The sequence below is a fragment of the Streptomyces sp. NPDC014006 genome, assembly GCF_043088925.1.
Lineage (GTDB): Bacteria > Actinomycetota > Actinomycetes > Streptomycetales > Streptomycetaceae > Streptomyces.
The window spans coordinates 100535-120100 of record NZ_JBICAJ010000001.1; the positions used below are offsets into that span (position 1 = coordinate 100535).

The following is a 19566-nucleotide window of genomic DNA, read 5'->3' on the forward strand; positions in this document are numbered from 1 at the left end:
GTCAGCGCGGAACCTCGGCCTCCGGCGGCTCGCCCAGCGCCGCCAGCGCCGTGCGCGCCTCGCGGACGGCCAGTGGTGAGAAGCAGGGGTTGATCCGCAGGGCCTCCTGGAGGTGCCTGCGGGCCGGCCCCTGCTGGTTCAGCGACTTCTCGATCATCCCGCGGTGGTAGGCGTACGGCGCGCTGCGCACCGTGCCGCCGTGTTCCCGGTCCGTCGCGGTCGCCGCGTACCGCAGCGCCTCCGCGTCCTGCCCCGCCCGGTGCAGCGCCCAGCCCAGTGCGTCGGCCACCTCGATGCCGGGCCGGCGCTGCCACTCCACGCGCAACAGCCGTACCGCCTCGGCCGGGTCGCCGTGGTCCGCTTCCAGGCGGCCGAGGACCAGCGTGTCGTCCACGCCGCCCCGCGCGTCCAGCCGGACCCGCTCGCGCAGCAGGTCGTAGGTGACCCGGGCCGGCTGTGTGAGCCCCAGCGACTCGTACAACTCACCGAGCTCCAGCGCGTACTGGGGCAGCGGCTGCCGCTGAAGCGCCACCCGGTACGCGTTCAGCGCCTCCGAGGTGCGCCCGAGCGCGGCCAGTGCCCGCCCCTGCCCGGCCTGCGCCGCCCGCTGGTCCGGGTCCAGCCGCACCGCCTCCTCGAAGTGCCGCAGCGCCGCGTCCGGTTCGCCGCGCTCGAACGCCAGCTGCCCCGCCCGCTCCAGATACGCCGCCTGCTCGGCCGGTGCCTGCGCGGCCGCCGCCGCGTCCGCCAGCGCCGCAGCCGCGTCCTCCCGGCGCCCCTGGTCCCGGTACACGCCCGCGGCCCACGCCCGCACCGCCGGGCCGGAGTGCGCCGCCGTCAGCCCGTCCAGGGCCCGCCCTGCCGCCTTGTAGTCACCGAGCCCGGTGCACGCGTCGATCAGCGGCGGATACGCCGTCCACCGCTTCGGCTGCGTCTTCAGCGCCTCCTCCGCGAAGCCGCGCGCCGCCCGGAAGTCCCGCCGCGCGTTCGCCAGCACCGCAAGCCCCTCCAGCGCCTCGGCGTTGCCCCGCGCCCGCACCTTCAGCGAGGTCCGCAGCGCCCGCTCCGCCTTCGGGAACGTCCCGGCCGCGTCCGCCGTCCGGCGCCCCCGCTCCACATACGCCGCGCCCAGCACCGCCCATGCCCGTGCGTCCTTGGGATGCGTGCGCACGTACGCCTCCCGCTCGCCGATCAGCGCGTCCAGAGCGGGCAGCGCCGCCGGCACCCCGGCGCGCACCGCCGCCTGCGCCTGCGCCCCCGGGGCCGGCGGCTGCCCGGCGGGCTCGTCGGCGGGCCAGAGCGCCAGCGCCCCGCCGAGCACGAGGGACCCCGCGAGCGAGGCGAGAAGGACCCGGACGGGCCACCGGCGACGCATGGGCGCGGCGGCTTCCACGGCACACTCCTGGTTCTCCATGACGCTCACTGTGCGTCGCCGCTCCGGCCCTCCCCGGGCATACGGCGGCCGCCGTACACGGGGTTCACACCGATGGCCCCGGGTGCGAACCTGTGATCATGAGCCGTATCGAAGCGCCTCGCGACGAGCAGACCGGCAACCTCGTCGACCGGCTGCGCGCCGCCCTGCCGGCCGAGGCGGTCCTCACCGACTCCGACGTCACGGCCTCCTACGCCCACGACATGGCGAGCTTCTGCCCGGCCGGCGTCCCGGCCGTCGTGGTCCTGCCGCGCACCGTCGAGCAGGTGCAGCACGTCATGCGCACCGCCACCGAGCTGCGCGTCCCGGTCGTCCCGCAGGGGGCCCGCACGGGCCTGTCCGGCGGCGCGAACGCCACCGACGGCTGCATCGCGCTGTCCCTGATCAAGATGGACCGCATCCTGGAGATCAACCCCGTCGACCGCGTCGCCGTCGTCGAACCGGGCGTGATCAACGCGACGCTCTCCCGCGCGGTGATGGAACACGGCCTGTACTACCCGCCCGACCCCTCCAGCTGGGAGATGTGCACCGTCGGCGGGAACATCGGCACCGCCGCCGGCGGACTGTGCTGCGTGAAGTACGGGGTGACCGCGGAGTACGTCCTCGGTCTCGACGTCGTCCTCGCCGACGGCCGTCTGATGTCCACCGGCCGGCGCACCGCCAAGGGCGTCGCCGGATACGACCTGACCCGGCTGTTCGTGGGCGCCGAGGGCTCGCTCGGCATCGTCGTCAAGGCCGTCCTCGCGCTCAAGCCGAAGCCGCCCGAGCAGCTGGTGCTGGCCGCGGAGTTCGCCTCGACGGCCGCCGCCTGCGACGCCGTGTGCCGGATCATGGAGGCCGGACACGTCCCCTCACTCCTCGAACTGATGGACTCGACGACGGTCAGGGCGGTCAACGACCTGGCCCACATGGGCCTGCCCGAGAGCACCGAGGCCCTCCTGCTCGCCGCCTTCGACACCCCCGACCCGGCCGCCGACCTGGCCGCCGTCGGCGCGCTGTGCGAGGCGGCCGGCGCCACCCAGGTCGTCCCCGCCGACGACGCCGCCGAGTCGGAACTGCTGCTCCAGGCCCGCCGGTTGTCCCTGACGGCCCTGGAAGCGGTGAAGGGCACGACGATGATCGACGACGTGTGCGTGCCTCGCACCCGGCTCGGCGACATGCTCACCGGCGTCGAACGCATCGCCGGGAAGTACGACCTGACCATCGGCGTGTGCGCGCACGCAGGCGACGGCAACACCCACCCCACCGTCTGCTTCGACGCCGCCGACCCCGACGAGTCGCGGCGCGCCCGCGAGTCCTTCGACGAAATCATGGCCCTCGGCCTGGAACTGGGCGGCACGATCACCGGCGAGCACGGCGTGGGCGTGCTGAAGAAGGAGTGGCTGGCACGCGAGATCGGCCCCGTGGGCGTGGAGATGCAGCGGGCCGTCAAAGAGGTCTTCGACCCGCTGGGCATCCTCAACCCCGGAAAGCTTTTCTGACCTCCGCGTCACGGCGGCTCTCACCGGGCCAGCAACTGGTCCAGCGCGTCGTCGATCCCCAGCTGCTCGCTCTCGCTGCCCGGCGGCACCACTCGCAACGTGCGCTCCAGCCACGCCGAGACCTGGGCGGCCGGTGCCTCCAGCAGGGCGTCCCCGTCGGGGGAGCTGAGTGCCATCAGCACGACACTGTGCCCGTCCGCCTTCGTCGGCCAGACCCGCACGTCCCCGTGACCGCACGGCCGGAACACCCCCTCCACCAGCAGCTCCCTGGCGAACGTCCAGTCCACGGGGTGGTCGGAGTTGACGTGGAAGGTGATGTGGACGGCGTAGGGGTCGTCGGTGCGGTAGCCCAGGCGGGCCGGGACGGGGATGGCGCGCTCCGGCGACAGGATCAGCCGCAGCTCCAGTTCGCGCTCCACGACGGTGTGCATGGTCGGCCTTCCTCTCGTGTCGGGGGCCCTGCGGTGGGCCCGCACGAGGGAGAGAGCGCCGGGCCGCGGGCATTACGCGGGTTCGGGGAATTCTTTTCCCGAGTAGTGGCGGAAGGGGTACGGCGTTGCCCGGAAAGTGGTGGGTACGGCGGGAGAGGCGGTGGCGCTTGCGCTCGTCTGATAGATGTGGAGGCCGTCATACGACCCCCTCGACAGATACGGGACGACGGACATGAGCGCCCCAACCCCGGCCCCCGGCGACGACCGGCCCCGCGAAGGCTATTACCCGGACCCGTCCATCCCCGGATACGTCCGGTACTGGAACGGTGCCGCCTGGGTACCGGGCACCAGCCGTCCGGCGCCGACGGACGGCGAACTGCTCGCACCTCCACCGGGCGTGCGCCCTGCGGATCCCGCGGTCGAGGAGACCGGCCCGCACTTCTTCGACGAGGACCCGCAGCCGGCACCGGCCCCTGGGGACCGGGGCGCGGCGGCCCCCGAGGGACCGACGCCGGGCAGCGCCGGGCAGGCCGGTACCGGGCCGGGCTCGGCGCGGGCGTGGCCGGAGCCGGCGTCCTCGTGGAGCGCCGACCGGTCCCAGCAGTCCGGCTTCGGCGGCGAGCAGGACCGGCGCGTCTCGTGGGGCGCGGCACCGGGCGCCGACCCCCGCGTCCCGGCCGACGGACGGCCGACCGCCGACGGCACGAGGACGCCGGGCGCGGGCGGGGCTCAGGGTTCCGCCGCTACCCCCGGTACTCCCGGCGCGGTCGGTACCCCGGGCTCCGACGGGACGCCGGGTTCCGCCCCGGCTTCGGGTGACGCGCCCGCCGACGGCACGTTCGTCTTCCGGCGGCCGACCGGTGGCGCGGGCGCGGGCCAGGGCACCCCGGGCGCTTCCGCGGGCGGCGGCGGCGGCCGGCCCGGCGCGGGCCGCGACTCCGACGAGGGCACCATCACGTTCCGCGCGGTCTCGCCCCGCGGAGGCACGCCCTCCGCCCCGTCCGCCCAGGGCCCGCAGGTCGGCCCCGGCGCGGCGGCGAAGGGCCCCCAGGGCGCCGCGGGCTTCGGTGCTCCCGGGTCCGGCGGCGCGGGCGATCGCGCGGCCGGGACACAGACGCCGGGCGGCGCCGCGGGAGTTGCCGCCACCCCGCTGTCCGGCCCCCAGCGCTCCACCCCCGCCTCGGCGCCGCCCGCCGCGACCGCAGCCGCACCCGGCGTCCCGCACCAGGCCGCCGCACCCCAGCCCACCCCGGGCCACCAGTCCGCCCCCGCCCACCAGCCCGCCGCCGCAGGCGCCCCCGCTCCGCTCGCCACGCCCCTCACCACCGGCCCCGGCGGCGGGCAGGCGTCCTGGGCGCAGCAGGTCCATCACCTGGCCGGGGCCGCGGACGGCGAGCAGCCCGTGGCGCCCTGGAAGCCGCCCGTCGAGGACGTGTTCCAGGCCGCCGCCCGGCGCCAGGCGGCGGCCCGCCCCGCGGGTCTGGGCAGGCGGCTGGCCGCCCGGCTGATCGACACGCTGGTGCTCGGCGCCGTCACCTCCGCGGCCGCCGTACCCCTCGGGACGAAGGCGGCCGACCACATCAACGAGAAGATCGACGCGGCCAGGCTCTCCGGCCGCGAGGTCACCGTCTGGCTGGTGGACGGCACGACCGGGGTCTACCTCGGCATCGTGCTCGCGGTCCTGCTCGTGGCCGGCGTCCTCTGCGAGGCGCTGCCCACCGCGCGCTGGGGCCGCACGCTCGGCAAGAAGCTGCTCGGCCTGGAGGTACGGGACATCGAGGCGCACGAGGCCCCGGCGTTCGGCGCCGCGCTGCGCCGCTGGCTGGTCTACAGCGTCCCGGGCCTGCTCGCCGTAGGGGTGATCGGTGTCGTATGGGGCCTGTTCGACCGCCCATGGCACCAGTGCTGGCACGACAAGGCGGCGCACACCTTCGTCGCTGGCTGAGGGAACGTCACCCGGCATCCCGGTCCGCTACTCCGTCCGGCCGCCCGCCGGGTGCGCAGCCCAGGGCTTCGCGATCCACTCGGGCCATGAGCAGCGAACCGCCCCCCGGCTCCGGCCCGCCGCCCGACGACGACCCGTTCCGGAAACAGCCCCCGCCCGGTCCGGGGCAGGGCTCGCCGTACGACAATCCGCCCCCGCCCGGCCCCGGGCAGGGGTCGCCGTACGACAGCCCCCACGGTGGCGGCCAGGCCCCGCCGCCGCCCCCCGGCTCGCCCTACGGTGGGGGCGGCTACCCCGCCGACCCCCTGGCCGGCATGCCACCGCTCGCCGCAAGCGGCAAGCGCACGCTGGCGAGGATCATCGACATGATCCTCGTCGGCATCGTCGTCTGGCTGCTCTCCTGGGGCTTCGGCGTCAACGAGTACACGATGGACGACACCAAGATCGAGGTCAGCAAGTCGATCGGTGAGTCCTTCGTCGCCGCCGTCCTCTACATCGCCTACGACACCTTCATGATCAGCAGGTCGGGTCAGACGCTCGGCAAGAAGTGGCTGAACATGCGGGTCGCCAACCTCGACAACGGCCAGAACCCCTCGGTGCAGACGTCCCTGGTCCGGGCGGCCGTGCTGTGGATCCCGTTCGCCTTCTGCTGCGCCTGCATCTGGACGGCGATCTGCGGCGGCTGGAGCTACTTCGACAAACCCTACAAACAGGGCCTGCACGACAAAGCGGCCAAGACGGTGGCCGTGTCCACCGACTGACGCACCGTCGGCGCCTGCTCAGCGCACGGACGCCGTCGCCTGCGGCACCGCCTCCTCGGCGGCACCGGACGCCGGCGCCGCCCGGGAGGGCGTGGGAGCCGGCACGGTCACCGCGACGAGCAATCCGAGGGCGAGTGCCGCGACGGCTATGACCGCGATCGCCGGTCCCGAACTCGTCTGCGACAGCAGCAGCATGGCGAGCGTCGAGAAGATCACGGTGGTCGAACCGTAGACGAGCTGTGCGACGGTCGGACGAGGCATGGCAATCGTGTCCTCGGAAGCGGGGATGTGCTCGACTCTATTCGCGTGCATGCCCGAGGGGAACGAACAGTAAGCGTGACCTGACCAACAGTGCCGGTGCACGGGGGGCGCACCGAGTCACCGTCGAAGCGTGCCCGAGCGACCACAGGACGAGCGCCCGGTGTCCGCAAAGCGAACCGCTCTTCCGCATAGTGCACTTGACTTGTTCAAGTCAAGATCTGTCTTTTCTCTCAAACTTCTAGTCAAATGTCGTCACTTGATTACACGCGTCGATCACCGCGCGCGGTCCCCCGCCATGACCAGGGCCCTCTTCCGCGTGCGCTCACGCGGGGGAGGAACTCAAGTGACCAGTAGATCCTGGATGTACAGAGCTGCGGCGATCGGCGTCGCACTCGCGGCGGCCTCCGCCGGTTTCACCACCTTCGCGGTGGCCGAGGCGGCCACGACCGCCAAGGCCACCAGCGTGGACCGGCACGACCCGGCGCCGGTGAAGCAGCAGAAGCACGACCTGGACGGCCCGCTGAGCAAGACCCAGGAAGCGCAGCGCCAGGAGGCGCTCGACCAGGTCATATCCGGCAAGGCCCAGGTGAAGGACAAGAACGGCTCCAAGGTCGTTCAGCTCAAGAGCCGCAAGGGCGACAGCAAGTACGTCGAGATGGGCCGCGAGAAGACCGACAAGATCTTCACCATCCTGGTGGAGTTCGGCGATCAGACGGACCCCAAGTTCGGCGGCACGCCCGGCCCGCTGCACAACACGATCGCGGCGCCCGACCGCACCAAGGACAACTCCACGGCCTGGCAGGCGAACTACGACCGCCAGCACTTCCAGGACCTGTACTTCGGCACCGGCAAGAACACCGAGTCGGTCAAGAAGTACTACGAGAAGCAGTCCTCGGGCCGCTACTCCGTCGACGGCGAGGTCGCCGACTGGGTCAAGGTGCCCTACAACGAGGCCCGCTACGGCAACAACGCCTGCGGCTCCACCAACTGCCCGAGCGTGTGGAACGTCGTCAGCGACGGCCTGAACGCCTGGGTGGGCCAGCAGAAGGCGGCCGGCCGCACCGACGCCCAGATCAAGGCGGACGTCGCCCAGTTCGACCAGTGGGACCGTTACGACTACGACGGCGACGGCAACTTCAACGAGCCCGACGGTTACATCGACCACTTCCAGATCGTCCACGCGGGCGAGGACGAGTCCGCGGGTGGCGGCGCGCAGGGCAAGGACGCGATCTGGGCCCACCGCTGGTACGCCTTCGGCACCGACGCCGGCGCCACCGGCCCCTCGAACAACAAGCTGGGCGGCGCGCAGATCGGCTCCACCGGCATCTGGGTCGGCGACTACACCATCCAGCCGGAGAACGGCGGCCTCGGCGTCTACGCCCACGAGTACGGCCACGACCTCGGCCTGCCCGACGAGTACGACACCGCGGGCGGCGAGAACTCCACCGGCTTCTGGACGCTGATGTCCTCCGGTTCCTGGCTCGGCCGCGGCAAGGACGCCATCGGCGACCTGCCGGGCGACATGAACGCCTGGGACAAGCTGCAGCTCGGCTGGCTCAACTACGACACCGCCAAGGCCGGCAAGCAGTCCAGCCACAAGCTGGGCGTCGCCGAGTACAACACCTGGAACAAGCAGGCGCTCGTGGTGAACCTGCCCGACAAGGCGGTCACCACCACGGTCGTCCAGCCCGCCCAGGGCAGCGCCCAGTGGTGGAGCGGCAGCGGCGACGACCTGAAGAACACGCTGACCCGCAGCGTCGACCTCACCGGCAAGAAGTCGGCCGCCCTCACGCTCGACGGCTGGTACGACATCGAGGCCAACTACGACTACCTCTACACCGAGGTCTCCACCGACGGCGGCGCCAACTGGACCGCCCTCGACGGCACGGTGGACGGTCAGCCGATCCCGCGTGACGGCAGCGACAAGCCGGCCCTGACCGGTTCGGTCGACGGCTACAAGAAGCTGGCGTACTCGCTCGACGCCTACGCGGGCAAGAAGATCGACCTGCGCTTCCGCTACCAGACCGACAGCGGCGTCGCCCTCAAGGGCTTCGCGGCGGACGAGATCGCGGTGACCGCCGACGGCGCCACCCTCTTCTCCGACAACGCCGAGAGCGCGGACGCCGCGTGGACGGCGGCCGGCTTCTCCCGCATCGGCGCGTCCTTCACCAAGGACTACGCGCAGTACTACATCGCCGAGAACCGGCAGTACGTGTCGTACGACAAGACGCTGAAGACCGGTCCCTACAACTTCGGCTTCTCCACGACCCGTCCGGCCTGGGTGGAGCACTACCCGTACCAGAACGGTCTGCTGATCTGGAAGTGGGACACCTCCCAGCCGGACAACAACACCGGCACCCACCCCGGCGCCGGCCTGATCCTGCCGATCGACTCCCACCCGGAGGCGCTGCGCTGGAACGACGGCACGCTGATGCGCGGCCGCGTCCAGTCCTACGACGCGCCCTTCAGCCTGTACCCGACGGACGGCATCACGCTGCACAAGGCGGACGTCGCGACGAAGATCTGGCCGTCCTCGGGCGTGTCGGTCTTCAACGACCACGCGAGCACCTACTGGGACGCCTCGGACCCGGCGTCCGGTGTCAAGGTCACTGACACCAACACCAGGATCCAGATCGCCAAGGAGGCCAAGGACGGCTCCACGATCAACCTCCTGGTCGGCCCTGCGGTGAAGTAGTCGGCATATTCGCAGGTCAGACGCGCATCGGCGGCAACCCCCTGGCGGGTTGCCGCCGATCGTGTTTAGGTGCGTGCTGTGACTGTCTTATTGACACCGACGTCGGCACAGGCGCCGGAGCCGACCGGAACGGGGATGTGACCAGATGGCCGCAGGAGGTTTCTGCAAGCTGCCGAACGGCACGGTGGTGGTTGCGCTCAACCTGCCCAGCCCCGCCGGCGACGGCCCCGCCGGGGTACGGGTCCTCGTCCACGCCCAGAACCGGGCGCGCGCCCTGACCCGGCTGCGCAACCTGGGACTGCGGGCGGTCTACCTGCGCGGCAACGCGGCCCCGCCGACCCCGGACGAGATCACGGCCGTCCTGCACCACCCCGACGGCCTGGTGTGGCGTACCGCACCGGACAACGGTGTCGGCTCGCCGGACCTGGCGACCGAGCTGTGGCACCCGATCCGCTCCCTGCTGCGCAGCCCGGCGCCGCAGACCTGACCCACCGGACCTGACCGCCCGGACCTCCCCCCGGACCTGACCGCCGCGGACGGGAGTCAGCCGCGGGCCACGACCGGCTTGCCGGTCAGCTCGACGCCCCCCTCGCGCAGCTCCTCGAGCGCCCGGTCGGTGGTCTCCTGGGCCACCCCGGCGGTCAGGTCGAGCAGGACCTGGGTGCGGAATCCCTCCCGCACCGCGTCCAGCGCGGTGGCCCGCACACAGTGGTCGGTGGCGATCCCGACGACGTCCACCTCGTCGATCTCCCGGGCCCGCAGCCAGTCGGCGAGCCGCACGCCGTTCTCGTCGGCGCCCTCGAAGCCGCTGTACGCGGCCGTGTAGGCGCCCTTGTCGAAGACGGCGTCGATCGCGCCGGAGGCCACGGCGGGCGCGAAGTTCGGGTGGAAGCCGACACCCTCGGTGCCGGCGACGCAGTGCGCCGGCCAGGAGCGGACGTAGTCGGGCTCGTCCGCGAAGTGGCCCCCGGGCGCGATGTGGTGATCGCGGGTGGCCACCACGTGCCGGTAGCCGGCGGGCGCCTGCCCGACCAGCTCGGTGATGGCGGCGGCGACGTCGGCACCCCCGGCCACCGCGAGGCTGCCCCCCTCGCAGAAGTCGTTCTGCACATCGACGACGATCAAGGCGCGACGCATGCGGTGTCCTTCGGGCTCTGGGATGTACAGGGAGTCACGACAGGGGCTGTCTACCCCTACCTGGCGGGGGCCAGTCGCCGGGCTGGTGCGGGCCGTCGCCGGGTGCGGGTGGGTGGCTGGTCGCGCAGTTCCCCGCGCCCCTGGGGGGTGCGGCCTCGTCGGCCGCACGTCCCCGTCGGCGGTCCTCTACACGTACTCGGTGGGAAGCACCGGCTCCCCCCGGGACAGCTGGGTCGCCGACAGCGGCAGATTCGCGCGCACCGCAGCGTGACGGTCCCGGGCGGCATCGAGCGGCTCGCGCCCCACGACCTCGCCCCCCTTCACCAGCTCCACCAGCAGCTGCCGGTCCGCCAGCTCGGTCGGCACCGCCCCGGTGCCCACCACCTCGGCCTCCGCCACGCCGTACGAGTCCAGCCGCCGCGCGGCCCACTTGCGGCCCCCCACGGACGTCTTCCCGCCGGTGGACTTCTTCGCCACCGCCTTCAGCGGCGAGCGCGGGTCCGCGGTCTCGGCCCGGGCGACCAGCTTGTACACCATGGAGGACGTCGGGTGCCCGGAGCCGGTCACCAGCTGCGTGCCCACGCCGTACGCGTCCACCGGCGCCGCCGCCAGCGAGGCGATGGCGTACTCGTCGAGGTCCGAGGTCACGATGATCTTCGTGTCGCGTGCGCCCAGCTCGTCCAGCTGCTGCCGCACCCGGTGCGCCACCAGCAGCAGGTCGCCGGAGTCGATGCGCACCGCCCCCAGCTCCGGCCCGGCGATCTCCACCGCGGTCCGTACGGCCTCGGTGACGTCATAGGTGTCCACCAGCAGCGTGGTGCCCCGGCCCATGGAGTCCACCTGGGCCTGGAAGGCGTCCCGCTCACGGTCGTGCAGCAGCGTGAAGGCGTGCGCGGAGGTGCCGACGGTGGGGATGTTGTAGCGGAAGCCGGCCGCCAGGTCGGAGGTGGAGGCGAACCCGCCGACGTAGGCGGCGCGGGCCGCGGCCACCGCCGACAGCTCGTGGGTGCGCCGGGCGCCCATCTCGATCAGCGGCCGGTCACCCGCCGCCGCCGACATCCGGGACGCGGCCGCGGCGATCGCGGAGTCGTGGTTGAGGATGGAGAGGATCACCGTCTCCAGCAGCACGCACTCGGCGAAGGAGCCCTCCACCCGCAGGATCGGCGAGCCCGGGAAGTACACCTCGCCCTCGGGGTAACCCCAGATGTCCCCGGTGAAGCGGTAGTCGGCCAGCCAGTCCAGCGTCTCGGCGTCGACGATCCCGCGCTCGCGCAGGAAGCCGAGCACGCCGGCGTCGAAGCGGAAGTTCTCCACCGCGTCCAGGACGCGTCCGGTGCCGGCGACGACGCCGTAGCGCCGTCCGTCCGGCAGCCGCCGGGTGAAGACCTCGAACACGCTCCGCCGCCCGGCCGTACCGCCCTTCAGCGCGGCCTGCAGCATCGTCAGCTCGTACTGGTCCGTGAAGAGCGCCGTCGAGGGGACGTCTACCGGCAGCCCAAGGTCCGCTGTGTTCATGGCGAGTGATGCTACCCCCATCTCGTCACCCTGACGATTTAACCCCGGTGTGATCTGTGTCCGCCCCGAATTCCGCGTCACCGGGGGGCCGTTTGTGCGAGTACCCCGCCCAGGTGGCAGCATGGGCTGTGTGACGGCAGCCGCACCCATCGAGATCGAGAAGACCGAGTCGGCGGAAGAGGTGTCCGCCGTACCCGAGCCCGACGTTCCCTGGGTGACGATCGTCCACAACGACCCCGTCAACCTCATGAGCTATGTGACCTACGTCTTCCAGACGTACTTCGGGTACTCCAAGGACAAGGCCACCAAGCTCATGCTCGACGTCCACCACAAGGGCAGGGCGGTCGTCTCCAGCGGAAGCCGCGAGGAGATGGAACGCGACGTACAGGCCATGCACGGCTACGGTCTGTGGGCCACCCTCCAGCAGGACCGGAAGTAGCGAACCTCCTCCATGCCAGGAACCTTCGAACCGCTCCCCGGCGGCGGCGCGGCCGTCGCGCTCGACGACGTCGAGATCTCCATCATCCGCTCCCTCGCGGTCCAGCTCCTTGAGCTGATCGGCCCGGGCCCCGCCGAGGACGCCCAGGCCGATCCGCTCGCCGAGCTGTTCGCCGAGGGACCGAGCGAGCCGCCGTCCGACCCGGTCCTCAAGCGGCTGTTCCCGGACGCCTACACCGACCCCGAGGAGCAGCCGGCGGGCACCCGGGAGGCCGAGGAGCGCGCCGCGCACTCCGCGGAGTTCCGCCGCTACACCGAGAACGACCTGCGGGCCGGCAAGCGGGAGAACGCCCTCATGGTGATCCGCTCCCTGGACGCCCTGAACCCCGCGGGCGACGGCGGAGCGGTCCTCAAGCTCTCCCCGGGGGAGTCCCAGCAGTGGCTGGGAGCGCTGAACGATCTGCGCCTGGCCATCGGCTCCCGCCTGGAGATCACCGACGAGGACGACACCGATCTGCTCTACCGGCTGCCCGACGAGGACCCGCGCAAGCCGATGGTGATGGCGTACCTGTGGCTGGGCGGCCTCCAGGAGACGCTCGTCACGACCCTTATGCCCTGATCCGCCCCCGGAAAGTGTTCGCTCAGAGGACGCTCAAATCCGGATAACGATCCTGTGAAATCGACGCCCCCGTTCGCCCCTTTCGGGTGGCCTTTGCCCCCTTCTCCTTGTGTGATGCGTCACAGGGCGCCTCTGTGATCTCTGTTGCGGCCGTGATAAATCTTCACGACCGCCCGGCGAACACCACCCATGTTCAGCCGGGTGCGCCACCGAGCCGGCAACCGCCGGCCAGGCAACAGCTCCATTTATCCGGGGGGATCGAGACCCGATCCGCGGCCGACTCAAGGCCCGGGTCGGCATGGAGAAAGGCGCACCACACATGACCTCTGAGCAGGTCGACAAGGGGACCACCCCCGAGGAGGGGTACGAGCGCGGGCTCGGCAGCCGGCAGGTCCAGATGATCGCGATCGGCGGAGCCATCGGCGTCGGTCTGTTCCTGGGAGCCGGGGCGAACATCGCCAAGGCCGGTCCCAGCCTCATCCTGATGTACGCCCTGGCGGGCCTGATCATCTTCTTCATCATGCGGGCGCTCGGCGAGCTCCTGCTCTACCGCCCCGTCTCGGGCTCGTTCGCGGAGTACTCGCGCGAGTTCCTCGGCCCGTTCTTCGGCTACTTCACCGGCTGGACGTACTGGCTGATGTGGGTCGTCACCGGCATGGCCGAGCTGACGGCCGCGGCGATCTATGTGAACTACTGGTTCCCGGCCGTCCCGCAGTGGGTGACGGCGCTGGTCTTCCTGGTGGTCCTGTTCGGCGTGAACCTGATCTCCGTGAAGCTCTTCGGCGAGCTGGAGTTCTGGTTCTCGATGGTCAAGGTCACCGCCCTGATCGGCATGATCGTGATCGGTCTCGGCGTGCTCACCTTCGGCTTCTCCTCCGCCGGTGACACCGCCGCCGTCTCCAACCTGTGGGCCTTCGACGGCTTCTTCCCCAAGGGCATCGGTTCGTCCCTGATGACCCTGCAGGGCGTGATGTTCGCCTACCTCGCCGTCGAGCTGGTCGGCGTCACCGCCGGTGAGTCGGAGGACCCGGAGAAGACCCTCCCGAAGGCGATCAACACCCTGCCCTGGCGCATCGCCCTGTTCTACGTCGGCGCCCTCACCGTCATCCTGTGCGTGGTGAAGTGGACCGAGTTCGCCGCCGGCGTCAGCCCCTTCGTGAAGGCGTTCGCGGTGATCGGCATCCCGGCCGGCGCGGGCATCGTCAACTTCGTCGTGCTCACCGCCGCCCTCTCGTCCTGCAACTCCGGCATGTACTCCACGGGCCGCATGCTGCGCACGCTGGCCGACAACGGCGAGGCGCCCCGCGCCTTCCGGAAGCTGTCCTCCACCAAGACGCCCGCGCTCGGCATCACCGTCTCCGTCGCCTTCATGGCCATCGGCGTGGTGCTGAACTACGTCGTCCCGGAGAAGGCCTTCGGCTACGTCACCTCCGTCGCCACCGCGGCCGGCATCTGGACCTGGCTGATGATCCTCGTCAGCCACGTGGTGTACCGCCGCGCCGTGGTCGCCGGCCGGCTGCCCGCCTCCGCCTTCCCGGCCCCGGGCGGCGCGAAGTGCTCGTACGTCGCCATCGCGTTCCTCCTCTTCGTCACCGGCCTGATCGCCTACGACAGCGAGTCGCGCATCTGCCTGTACGTCATGGCCGGCTGGGCCGTCGCCCTGGGCATCGGCTGGGCCGTGCTCAAGGCGCGCAACCCCGAGGTCACCCAGCGCCGCGAGCCGGAGCTCGACCGGGTCGGCTGAGCCACCCCCCGGAGCGTCCCGGCGCAGCGGAGCTCTCGTGGTGCCCCGCTGCGGTCGCCGCCCAAGGACGTCCGGCATATGGGCCGTTCCGTACCAACCCTCGGTACGGAACGGCCCTTCTGCTTATCCTGAGCCACATGCTGACCATCACCCAGGCCCTCTACGACCAGATCGTCGCGCACGCCCGCAAGGACCACCCCGACGAGGCGTGCGGCGTCATCGCGGGCCCGGCGGGCTCGGACCGCCCCGAGCGCTTCATCCCCATGCTGAACGCGGCCATGTCGCCCACCTTCTACGAGTTCGACTCGGGCGACCTGCTCAAGCTCTACCGCGAGATGGACGACCGCGACGAGGAGCCGGTGGTCATCTACCACTCCCACACCGCCACCGAGGCCCACCCCTCGCGCACCGACATCTCCTACGCCAACGAGCCCGGCGCCCACTACGTCCTCGTCTCCACCGCGGACACCGACGGTCTCGGCGAGTTCCAGTTCCGCTCCTTCCGGATCGTGGACGGCGAGGTCACGGAGGAGGAGGTCAGGGTCGTGGAGTCGTACTGAACCCGCCCCGCGTCTCGCTCACCGGACGAATTCCGTCCGGCATACGGAATCACACTCCGAGACCGGGTACGGGAATCGATACGATGAGCCCATGGTTCTTCTCGACGTGAGCGACAAGGCGCCGGGCACGCTGCTCGTGGCGCGTCTGCACGTCGACCTGTGCAGGCTGAACAGCGCCATCTGTTGATCTTCCGCTGCCGCCGTCCGACCGTGGCCGCGGCGCTCTCGCACTGCCGAAATCCCGGGGCACCCCGGGTGCGCGCGCCTGACCGAACCCACGACACCTTCCGACAGGAGCCCTGAGCCATGGCCATCGAGGTCCGCATCCCGACCATTCTCCGCACCTACACCGACGGCCAGAAGGCGGTGCAGGGCAACGGTGAGACCCTCGCCGAGCTGTTCGCCGACCTCGAGACCCGGCACGCGGGCATCCAGGCCCGCATCGTGGACGGCGAGCAGCTGCGCCGCTTCGTCAACGTCTACCTCAACGACGAGGACGTCCGCTTCCTCGACGGCATCGACACCAAGCTGACCGACGGCGACAACGTCACGATCCTGCCGGCCGTGGCCGGCGGTATGGCCTGACCGGCGATGCGTTACGACTCCCCGCTCGCCGCGGTCGGCAACACCCCCCTGGTGCGCCTGCCGCGGCTGTCGCCGTCCGAGGACGTGCGCATCTGGGCGAAGCTGGAGGACCGCAACCCCACCGGCTCCGTCAAGGACCGCCCCGCGCTGCACATGATCGAGCAGGCGGAGAAGGACGGCCGTCTCACGCCCGGCTGCACGATCCTCGAGCCCACCAGCGGCAACACCGGCATCTCGCTCGCCATGGCCGCCAAGCTCAAGGGCTACCGCATGGTCTGCGTGATGCCCGAGAACACCTCGCAGGAACGCCGCGACCTGCTCGGCATGTGGGGCGCGCAGATCATCTCCTCCCCGGCCGCGGGCGGCTCCAACACCGCCGTACGCGTCGCCAAGGAGCTGGCCGCCGAGCACCCCGACTGGGTGATGCTCTACCAGTACGGCAACCCCGACAACGCCGGCGCGCACTACGCGACGACGGGCCCGGAGATCCTCGCCGACCTGCCCTCGGTCACCCACTTCGTGGCCGGCCTCGGCACCACCGGCACCCTCATGGGCGTGGGCCGCTACCTGCGTGAACACAAGCCGGACGTCAGGATCGTCGCCGCCGAGCCGCGCTACGACGACCTGGTCTACGGCCTGCGCAACCTCGACGAGGGCTTCGTCCCCGAGCTGTACGACGCCTCCGTCCTCACCACCCGCTTCTCCGTCGGCTCCGCCGACGCGGTCACCCGCACCCGGGAACTCCTCCAGCAGGAGGGCATCTTCGCGGGCGTCTCCACCGGCGCCGCCCTGCACGCGGCGATCGGCGTCGGCAACAAGGCCCTCAAGGCGGGGGAGTCCGCCGACATCGTCTTCGTCGTGGCCGACGGCGGCTGGAAGTACCTGTCGACCGGCGTGTACACGGCGGCGACCACCGAGGAAGCGATCGAGACCCTGCAGGGCCAGCTCTGGGCTTGATCGGCGCCTGATCAGCGCCTACGCCAGGTGACGGACCTGGTCCCACAGGACCGGGTCCACCACGCCCACCCGGCGGCGGAAGTCGCCCACCGGCACCTCGCGCACCTCGTCCGTCTGCAGGAAGCTCGCCCGGCCCTGCGCGTCCCCCACCGAACCCGGCGGCAGCGGGATCACCCCGGCCCGCTCGTCGTGGTACTTCGTGCTGATCTTCGCCACCCGCACCCGGCGGCGCCGCACCGACAGCACCAGACAGGGCCGGTCCTTGCTCCGCGGCCCGTCCTCGTAGGGCACCTGGGCCCACCAGATCTCCGCCGGCCGCGGCCGCAGCGACGCGGCCGCCGCGCGCCCGGCCGCCCGCGCCCGGCGCGCCTCGCGCCGCCCCCGCCCCCAGCCGTCCACGAGCACGGCGACGAGAGCCAGCAGCGCCACCGCCGCGAGCGCCAGCCACCAGGACGTGTCCATACCGACGACGTTACCGGCGCGCCCCACGCAGCGCGCCCCCGCGGTCACACCGATCCGCCGCCCGGACGCGCCCCGAACCCACAAGTTCCATCCGAACCGGTGACAGCGCAGGTGAGTTCGCCCACAACAGCCCTTGGCGGAGGAGCGACCGGGAGTTTTGCGCCTTACGCTCGACGGACCGCACGACCCCCGTCGCCCCCCTTTCCCGGTTCCCCGCCAGCGGAGGTTTCTGCTTCATGAAGCTCACCGTCGTCGGCTGCTCGGGGTCGTTCCCGTCCGTGGATTCGGCCTGCTCGAGCTACCTCGTCGAGGCCGACGGCTTCCGGCTGCTCCTCGACATGGGCAACGGCGCCCTGGGCGAGCTGCAGCGCCACTGCGGTCTGTACGACCTCGACGCGATCTTCCTGAGCCATCTGCACGCCGATCACTGCATCGACATGCTCGGCTACTTCGTCGCGCGCTACTACCGCCACGACGGCGGTCGCTGCGAGCCCCTGCCGGTCTACGGCCCCGAGGGCACCGAGCACCGCCTGACCACGGCGTACGCCGACACCCCGTCGGCCTCGTCGATGAGCGAGGTCTTCGACTTCCACACGGTCAAGCCGTCCACCTTCGAGCTCGGCCCCTTCACCGTGCACACCGAACGCGTGGCCCACCCCGTCGAGGCGTACGGCATCCGCATCGAGCACGGCGGGAAGATCCTGACGTACTCCGGGGACACCGGCGTCACCCCCGTCCTGGACGAACTCGCCCGGGACGCCGACCTGTTCCTGTGCGAGGCCGCGTTCACGCACGGCAAGGAGTCCATCCCCGACCTGCACCTCAACGGCCGCGAGGCCGGCGAGACCGCGGCCCGCGCGGGCGCCCGCCGCCTGGTCCTCACCCACATCCCCCCGTGGACGGACCCCCAGGTCAACCTCACCGACGCCCGCGCGGTGTACTCCGGCCCGGTGGACCTGGCGGCCCCGAGGAAGTCGTACGACATCTGACCCCGCCTCCGGCGACGCGGAAGAAACGATTCCGGACACACGGAAGGCCCCCCGGAGCGCCCAGTGCTCCGGGGGGCCTTCCGTGTGTGCCGGGAGGCTACTTGGCCTCGGCCTTCTGCAGCTCGGCCAGTTCCTCGTCCGACTCGCGGCCGGGGGTCGGCAGGTTGTACTTGGTGATCGCGAAGCGGAAGACGACGTAGTAGACCACCGCGAAGCACAGGCCCACCAGGGCCAGGCCCCATGGGTTGCTGGCGATGCCCAGGTTCAGCCCGAAGTCGACCGCGCCGGCCGAGAAGCCGAAGCCGTCCTTCATGCCCAGCGCCCAGGTCAGGGCCATGGACACACCGGTCAGGACCGCGTGGATGGCGTACAGCACCGGCGCGATGAACATGAACGTGAACTCGATCGGCTCCGTGACGCCCGTGACGAACGAGGTCAGCGCGAGGGAGAACATCATGCCGCCGACGACCTTGCGCCGCTCGGGGCGGGCACAGTGCACGATGGCCAGGCAGGCCGCCGGGAGGGCGAACATCATGATCGGGAAGAAGCCGGTCATGAACTGGCCCGCATGCGGGTCACCGGCCAGGAAGCGCGCGATGTCGCCGCTCTTGCCGTGGTACTCACCGGCCTGGAACCAGGGGAAGGAGTTCAGCAGGTGGTGCATGCCGATCGGGATCAGCGCCCGGTTGGCGACACCGAAGATGCCGGCGCCGACGGCACCCGACCCCACCAGCCACTCACCGAAGCTGTGCAGACCCGTGCCGAGGACCGGCCAGATGTAGCCGAAGACGATACCGAGGAGCAGGCCCGCGAAGGCCGACAGGATCGGGACCAGGCGGCGGCCGCCGAAGAAGCCCGCCCAGTCGGGCAGCTTGGTGCGGTAGAAACGCTGGTATATCAGCGCCACCACGATGCCCATCACCACGCCACCCAGGACCTTGGCGTCCACCGGCGCGTCCACCATGACGACCTTGCCGTCGACGGCCGTCGCCACCTTGGGCAGGTTCTTGTCGGTGAACGTGCCCAGCACGTTCTTGAAGACCAGGTAGCCGACGACCGCCGCGAGGGCCGTCGAGCCGTCCGACTTCTTGGCGAAGCCGATCGCGATGCCCACGGCGAACAGCAGCGCCATGTTGTCCAGGATCGCGTTGCCGCCGGCCGCCATGAATCCGGCGATCTTGGTGACGAACGTGGGGAACGACTCCCGTCCCAGCATGTCCGGGTTGCCGAGGCGGACCAGCAGGGCCGCCGCGGGGAGCACAGCGACCGGCAGCATCAGGCTGCGGCCGATGCGCTGCAGGACCGCCATCGGCCCGGCGCCCTTCTTCTGTGCGGCGGGTGCCGCGCTCGCCGTGGTCATCAACTTCCTCCATTGGGCAAGGCGCCGCCAGGGGACAGATGAGGACGGCGGCGTCTCGTGAAATGCGCGGCGACAGAAACCGACGCATGGTCTACACCACTCAGTGGTGTAGACCTGTTGTAGCACGATGAAGGCGGCGTAAGGAACCCACGATTCCGCGACGGTGGCATCACGGCCCGTACCGGCCGCAGGTC

Annotated in this window: 20 protein-coding genes; 13 read left to right on the forward strand and 7 right to left on the reverse strand. The window is 71.3% G+C overall.

Annotated elements, in window-relative coordinates:
- Position 1 precedes the first annotated feature (1 nt).
- Positions 2–1414: a tetratricopeptide repeat protein gene (locus tag ACF1GV_RS00420; protein ID WP_391676571.1), complete on the reverse strand. Its 1413-nt coding sequence runs from the start codon at positions 1412–1414 to the stop codon at positions 2–4.
- 92 nt (positions 1415–1506) lie between these two features.
- Here ACF1GV_RS00420 and ACF1GV_RS00425 point away from each other — a divergent pair, with 92 nt between their 5' ends.
- Positions 1507–2913, forward strand: coding sequence for an FAD-binding oxidoreductase (locus ACF1GV_RS00425; protein ID WP_391676573.1), 1407 nt, complete (start codon positions 1507–1509; stop codon positions 2911–2913).
- Positions 2914–2933: 20 nt separating this feature from the next.
- Here the strand turns inward: ACF1GV_RS00425 and ACF1GV_RS00430 are convergent, their stop codons facing one another.
- Positions 2934–3344, reverse strand: a complete 411-nt coding sequence (locus tag ACF1GV_RS00430; protein ID WP_391676574.1) for an SsgA family sporulation/cell division regulator — start codon at positions 3342–3344, stop codon at positions 2934–2936.
- Between the two features lie 232 nt (positions 3345–3576).
- Here ACF1GV_RS00430 and ACF1GV_RS00435 point away from each other — a divergent pair, with 232 nt between their 5' ends.
- Positions 3577–5289, forward strand: a complete 1713-nt coding sequence (locus ACF1GV_RS00435; protein WP_391676576.1) for an RDD family protein — start codon at positions 3577–3579, stop codon at positions 5287–5289.
- Between the two features lie 86 nt (positions 5290–5375).
- Entirely contained in the window at positions 5376–6050 is a 675-nt protein-coding gene (locus ACF1GV_RS00440; protein ID WP_391676577.1) for an RDD family protein, read from the forward strand.
- 18 nt (positions 6051–6068) lie between these two features.
- Here ACF1GV_RS00440 and ACF1GV_RS00445 read toward each other — a convergent pair whose 3' ends face one another.
- On the reverse strand, positions 6069–6311 hold the full coding sequence (locus ACF1GV_RS00445; protein WP_363267259.1) for a hypothetical protein: 243 nt from the start codon (positions 6309–6311) through the stop codon (positions 6069–6071).
- A gap of 343 nt (positions 6312–6654) precedes the next feature.
- Here ACF1GV_RS00445 and ACF1GV_RS00450 point away from each other — a divergent pair, with 343 nt between their 5' ends.
- Positions 6655–9006, forward strand: a complete 2352-nt coding sequence (locus tag ACF1GV_RS00450; RefSeq protein ID WP_391676579.1) for an immune inhibitor A domain-containing protein — start codon at positions 6655–6657, stop codon at positions 9004–9006.
- Positions 9007–9151: 145 nt separating this feature from the next.
- Positions 9152–9493, forward strand: coding sequence for a hypothetical protein (locus tag ACF1GV_RS00455; RefSeq protein WP_391676581.1), 342 nt, complete (start codon positions 9152–9154; stop codon positions 9491–9493).
- A 56-nt stretch (positions 9494–9549) separates the two neighbouring features.
- On the opposite strand, the gene ACF1GV_RS00460 is transcribed toward ACF1GV_RS00455, so the two are convergent.
- Together ACF1GV_RS00460 and ACF1GV_RS00465 are read right to left on the reverse strand one after the other, a co-directional pair.
- The gene (locus ACF1GV_RS00460) at positions 9550–10143 is read right to left on the reverse strand and encodes an isochorismatase family protein (RefSeq protein ID WP_391676582.1); all 594 of its coding nucleotides are present in this window, start codon (positions 10141–10143) and stop codon (positions 9550–9552) included.
- A gap of 186 nt (positions 10144–10329) precedes the next feature.
- On the reverse strand, positions 10330–11658 hold the full coding sequence (locus ACF1GV_RS00465; RefSeq protein WP_391676583.1) for a nicotinate phosphoribosyltransferase: 1329 nt from the start codon (positions 11656–11658) through the stop codon (positions 10330–10332).
- 121 nt (positions 11659–11779) lie between these two features.
- On the opposite strand from ACF1GV_RS00465, the gene clpS reads away from it, so the two are divergent.
- From clpS to ACF1GV_RS00500, 7 genes are all read left to right on the forward strand, one after another.
- Complete coding sequence (gene clpS / locus ACF1GV_RS00470; RefSeq protein WP_363267265.1) at positions 11780–12097, forward strand: ATP-dependent Clp protease adapter ClpS; 318 nt, start codon at positions 11780–11782, stop codon at positions 12095–12097.
- 12 nt (positions 12098–12109) lie between these two features.
- Positions 12110–12715 (forward strand): DUF2017 domain-containing protein, encoded by a 606-nt coding sequence (locus ACF1GV_RS00475; RefSeq protein WP_391676586.1) that lies wholly within the window; start codon positions 12110–12112, stop codon positions 12713–12715.
- Between the two features lie 319 nt (positions 12716–13034).
- Positions 13035–14459: an amino acid permease gene (locus tag ACF1GV_RS00480; RefSeq protein WP_391676587.1), complete on the forward strand. Its 1425-nt coding sequence runs from the start codon at positions 13035–13037 to the stop codon at positions 14457–14459.
- A gap of 137 nt (positions 14460–14596) precedes the next feature.
- Complete coding sequence (locus ACF1GV_RS00485; protein WP_363267268.1) at positions 14597–15019, forward strand: M67 family metallopeptidase; 423 nt, start codon at positions 14597–14599, stop codon at positions 15017–15019.
- A gap of 91 nt (positions 15020–15110) precedes the next feature.
- Complete coding sequence (locus ACF1GV_RS00490; RefSeq protein ID WP_019065921.1) at positions 15111–15206, forward strand: putative leader peptide; 96 nt, start codon at positions 15111–15113, stop codon at positions 15204–15206.
- Between the two features lie 119 nt (positions 15207–15325).
- Positions 15326–15604 (forward strand): MoaD/ThiS family protein, encoded by a 279-nt coding sequence (locus ACF1GV_RS00495; RefSeq protein WP_363267269.1) that lies wholly within the window; start codon positions 15326–15328, stop codon positions 15602–15604.
- Between the two features lie 6 nt (positions 15605–15610).
- Entirely contained in the window at positions 15611–16561 is a 951-nt protein-coding gene (locus ACF1GV_RS00500; protein ID WP_391676589.1) for a PLP-dependent cysteine synthase family protein, read from the forward strand.
- Between the two features lie 18 nt (positions 16562–16579).
- Here the strand turns inward: ACF1GV_RS00500 and ACF1GV_RS00505 are convergent, their stop codons facing one another.
- Complete coding sequence (locus ACF1GV_RS00505) at positions 16580–17023, reverse strand: type II toxin-antitoxin system PemK/MazF family toxin (RefSeq protein WP_391676590.1); 444 nt, start codon at positions 17021–17023, stop codon at positions 16580–16582.
- Between the two features lie 236 nt (positions 17024–17259).
- Between ACF1GV_RS00505 and ACF1GV_RS00510 the strand changes: the two genes are divergently transcribed.
- The gene (locus tag ACF1GV_RS00510; RefSeq protein WP_391676591.1) at positions 17260–18012 is read left to right on the forward strand and encodes an MBL fold metallo-hydrolase; all 753 of its coding nucleotides are present in this window, start codon (positions 17260–17262) and stop codon (positions 18010–18012) included.
- Between the two features lie 97 nt (positions 18013–18109).
- Here the strand turns inward: ACF1GV_RS00510 and ACF1GV_RS00515 are convergent, their stop codons facing one another.
- Positions 18110–19372 (reverse strand): PTS transporter subunit EIIC, encoded by a 1263-nt coding sequence (locus ACF1GV_RS00515; protein ID WP_391676592.1) that lies wholly within the window; start codon positions 19370–19372, stop codon positions 18110–18112.
- Positions 19373–19566: the final 194 nt, after the last annotated feature.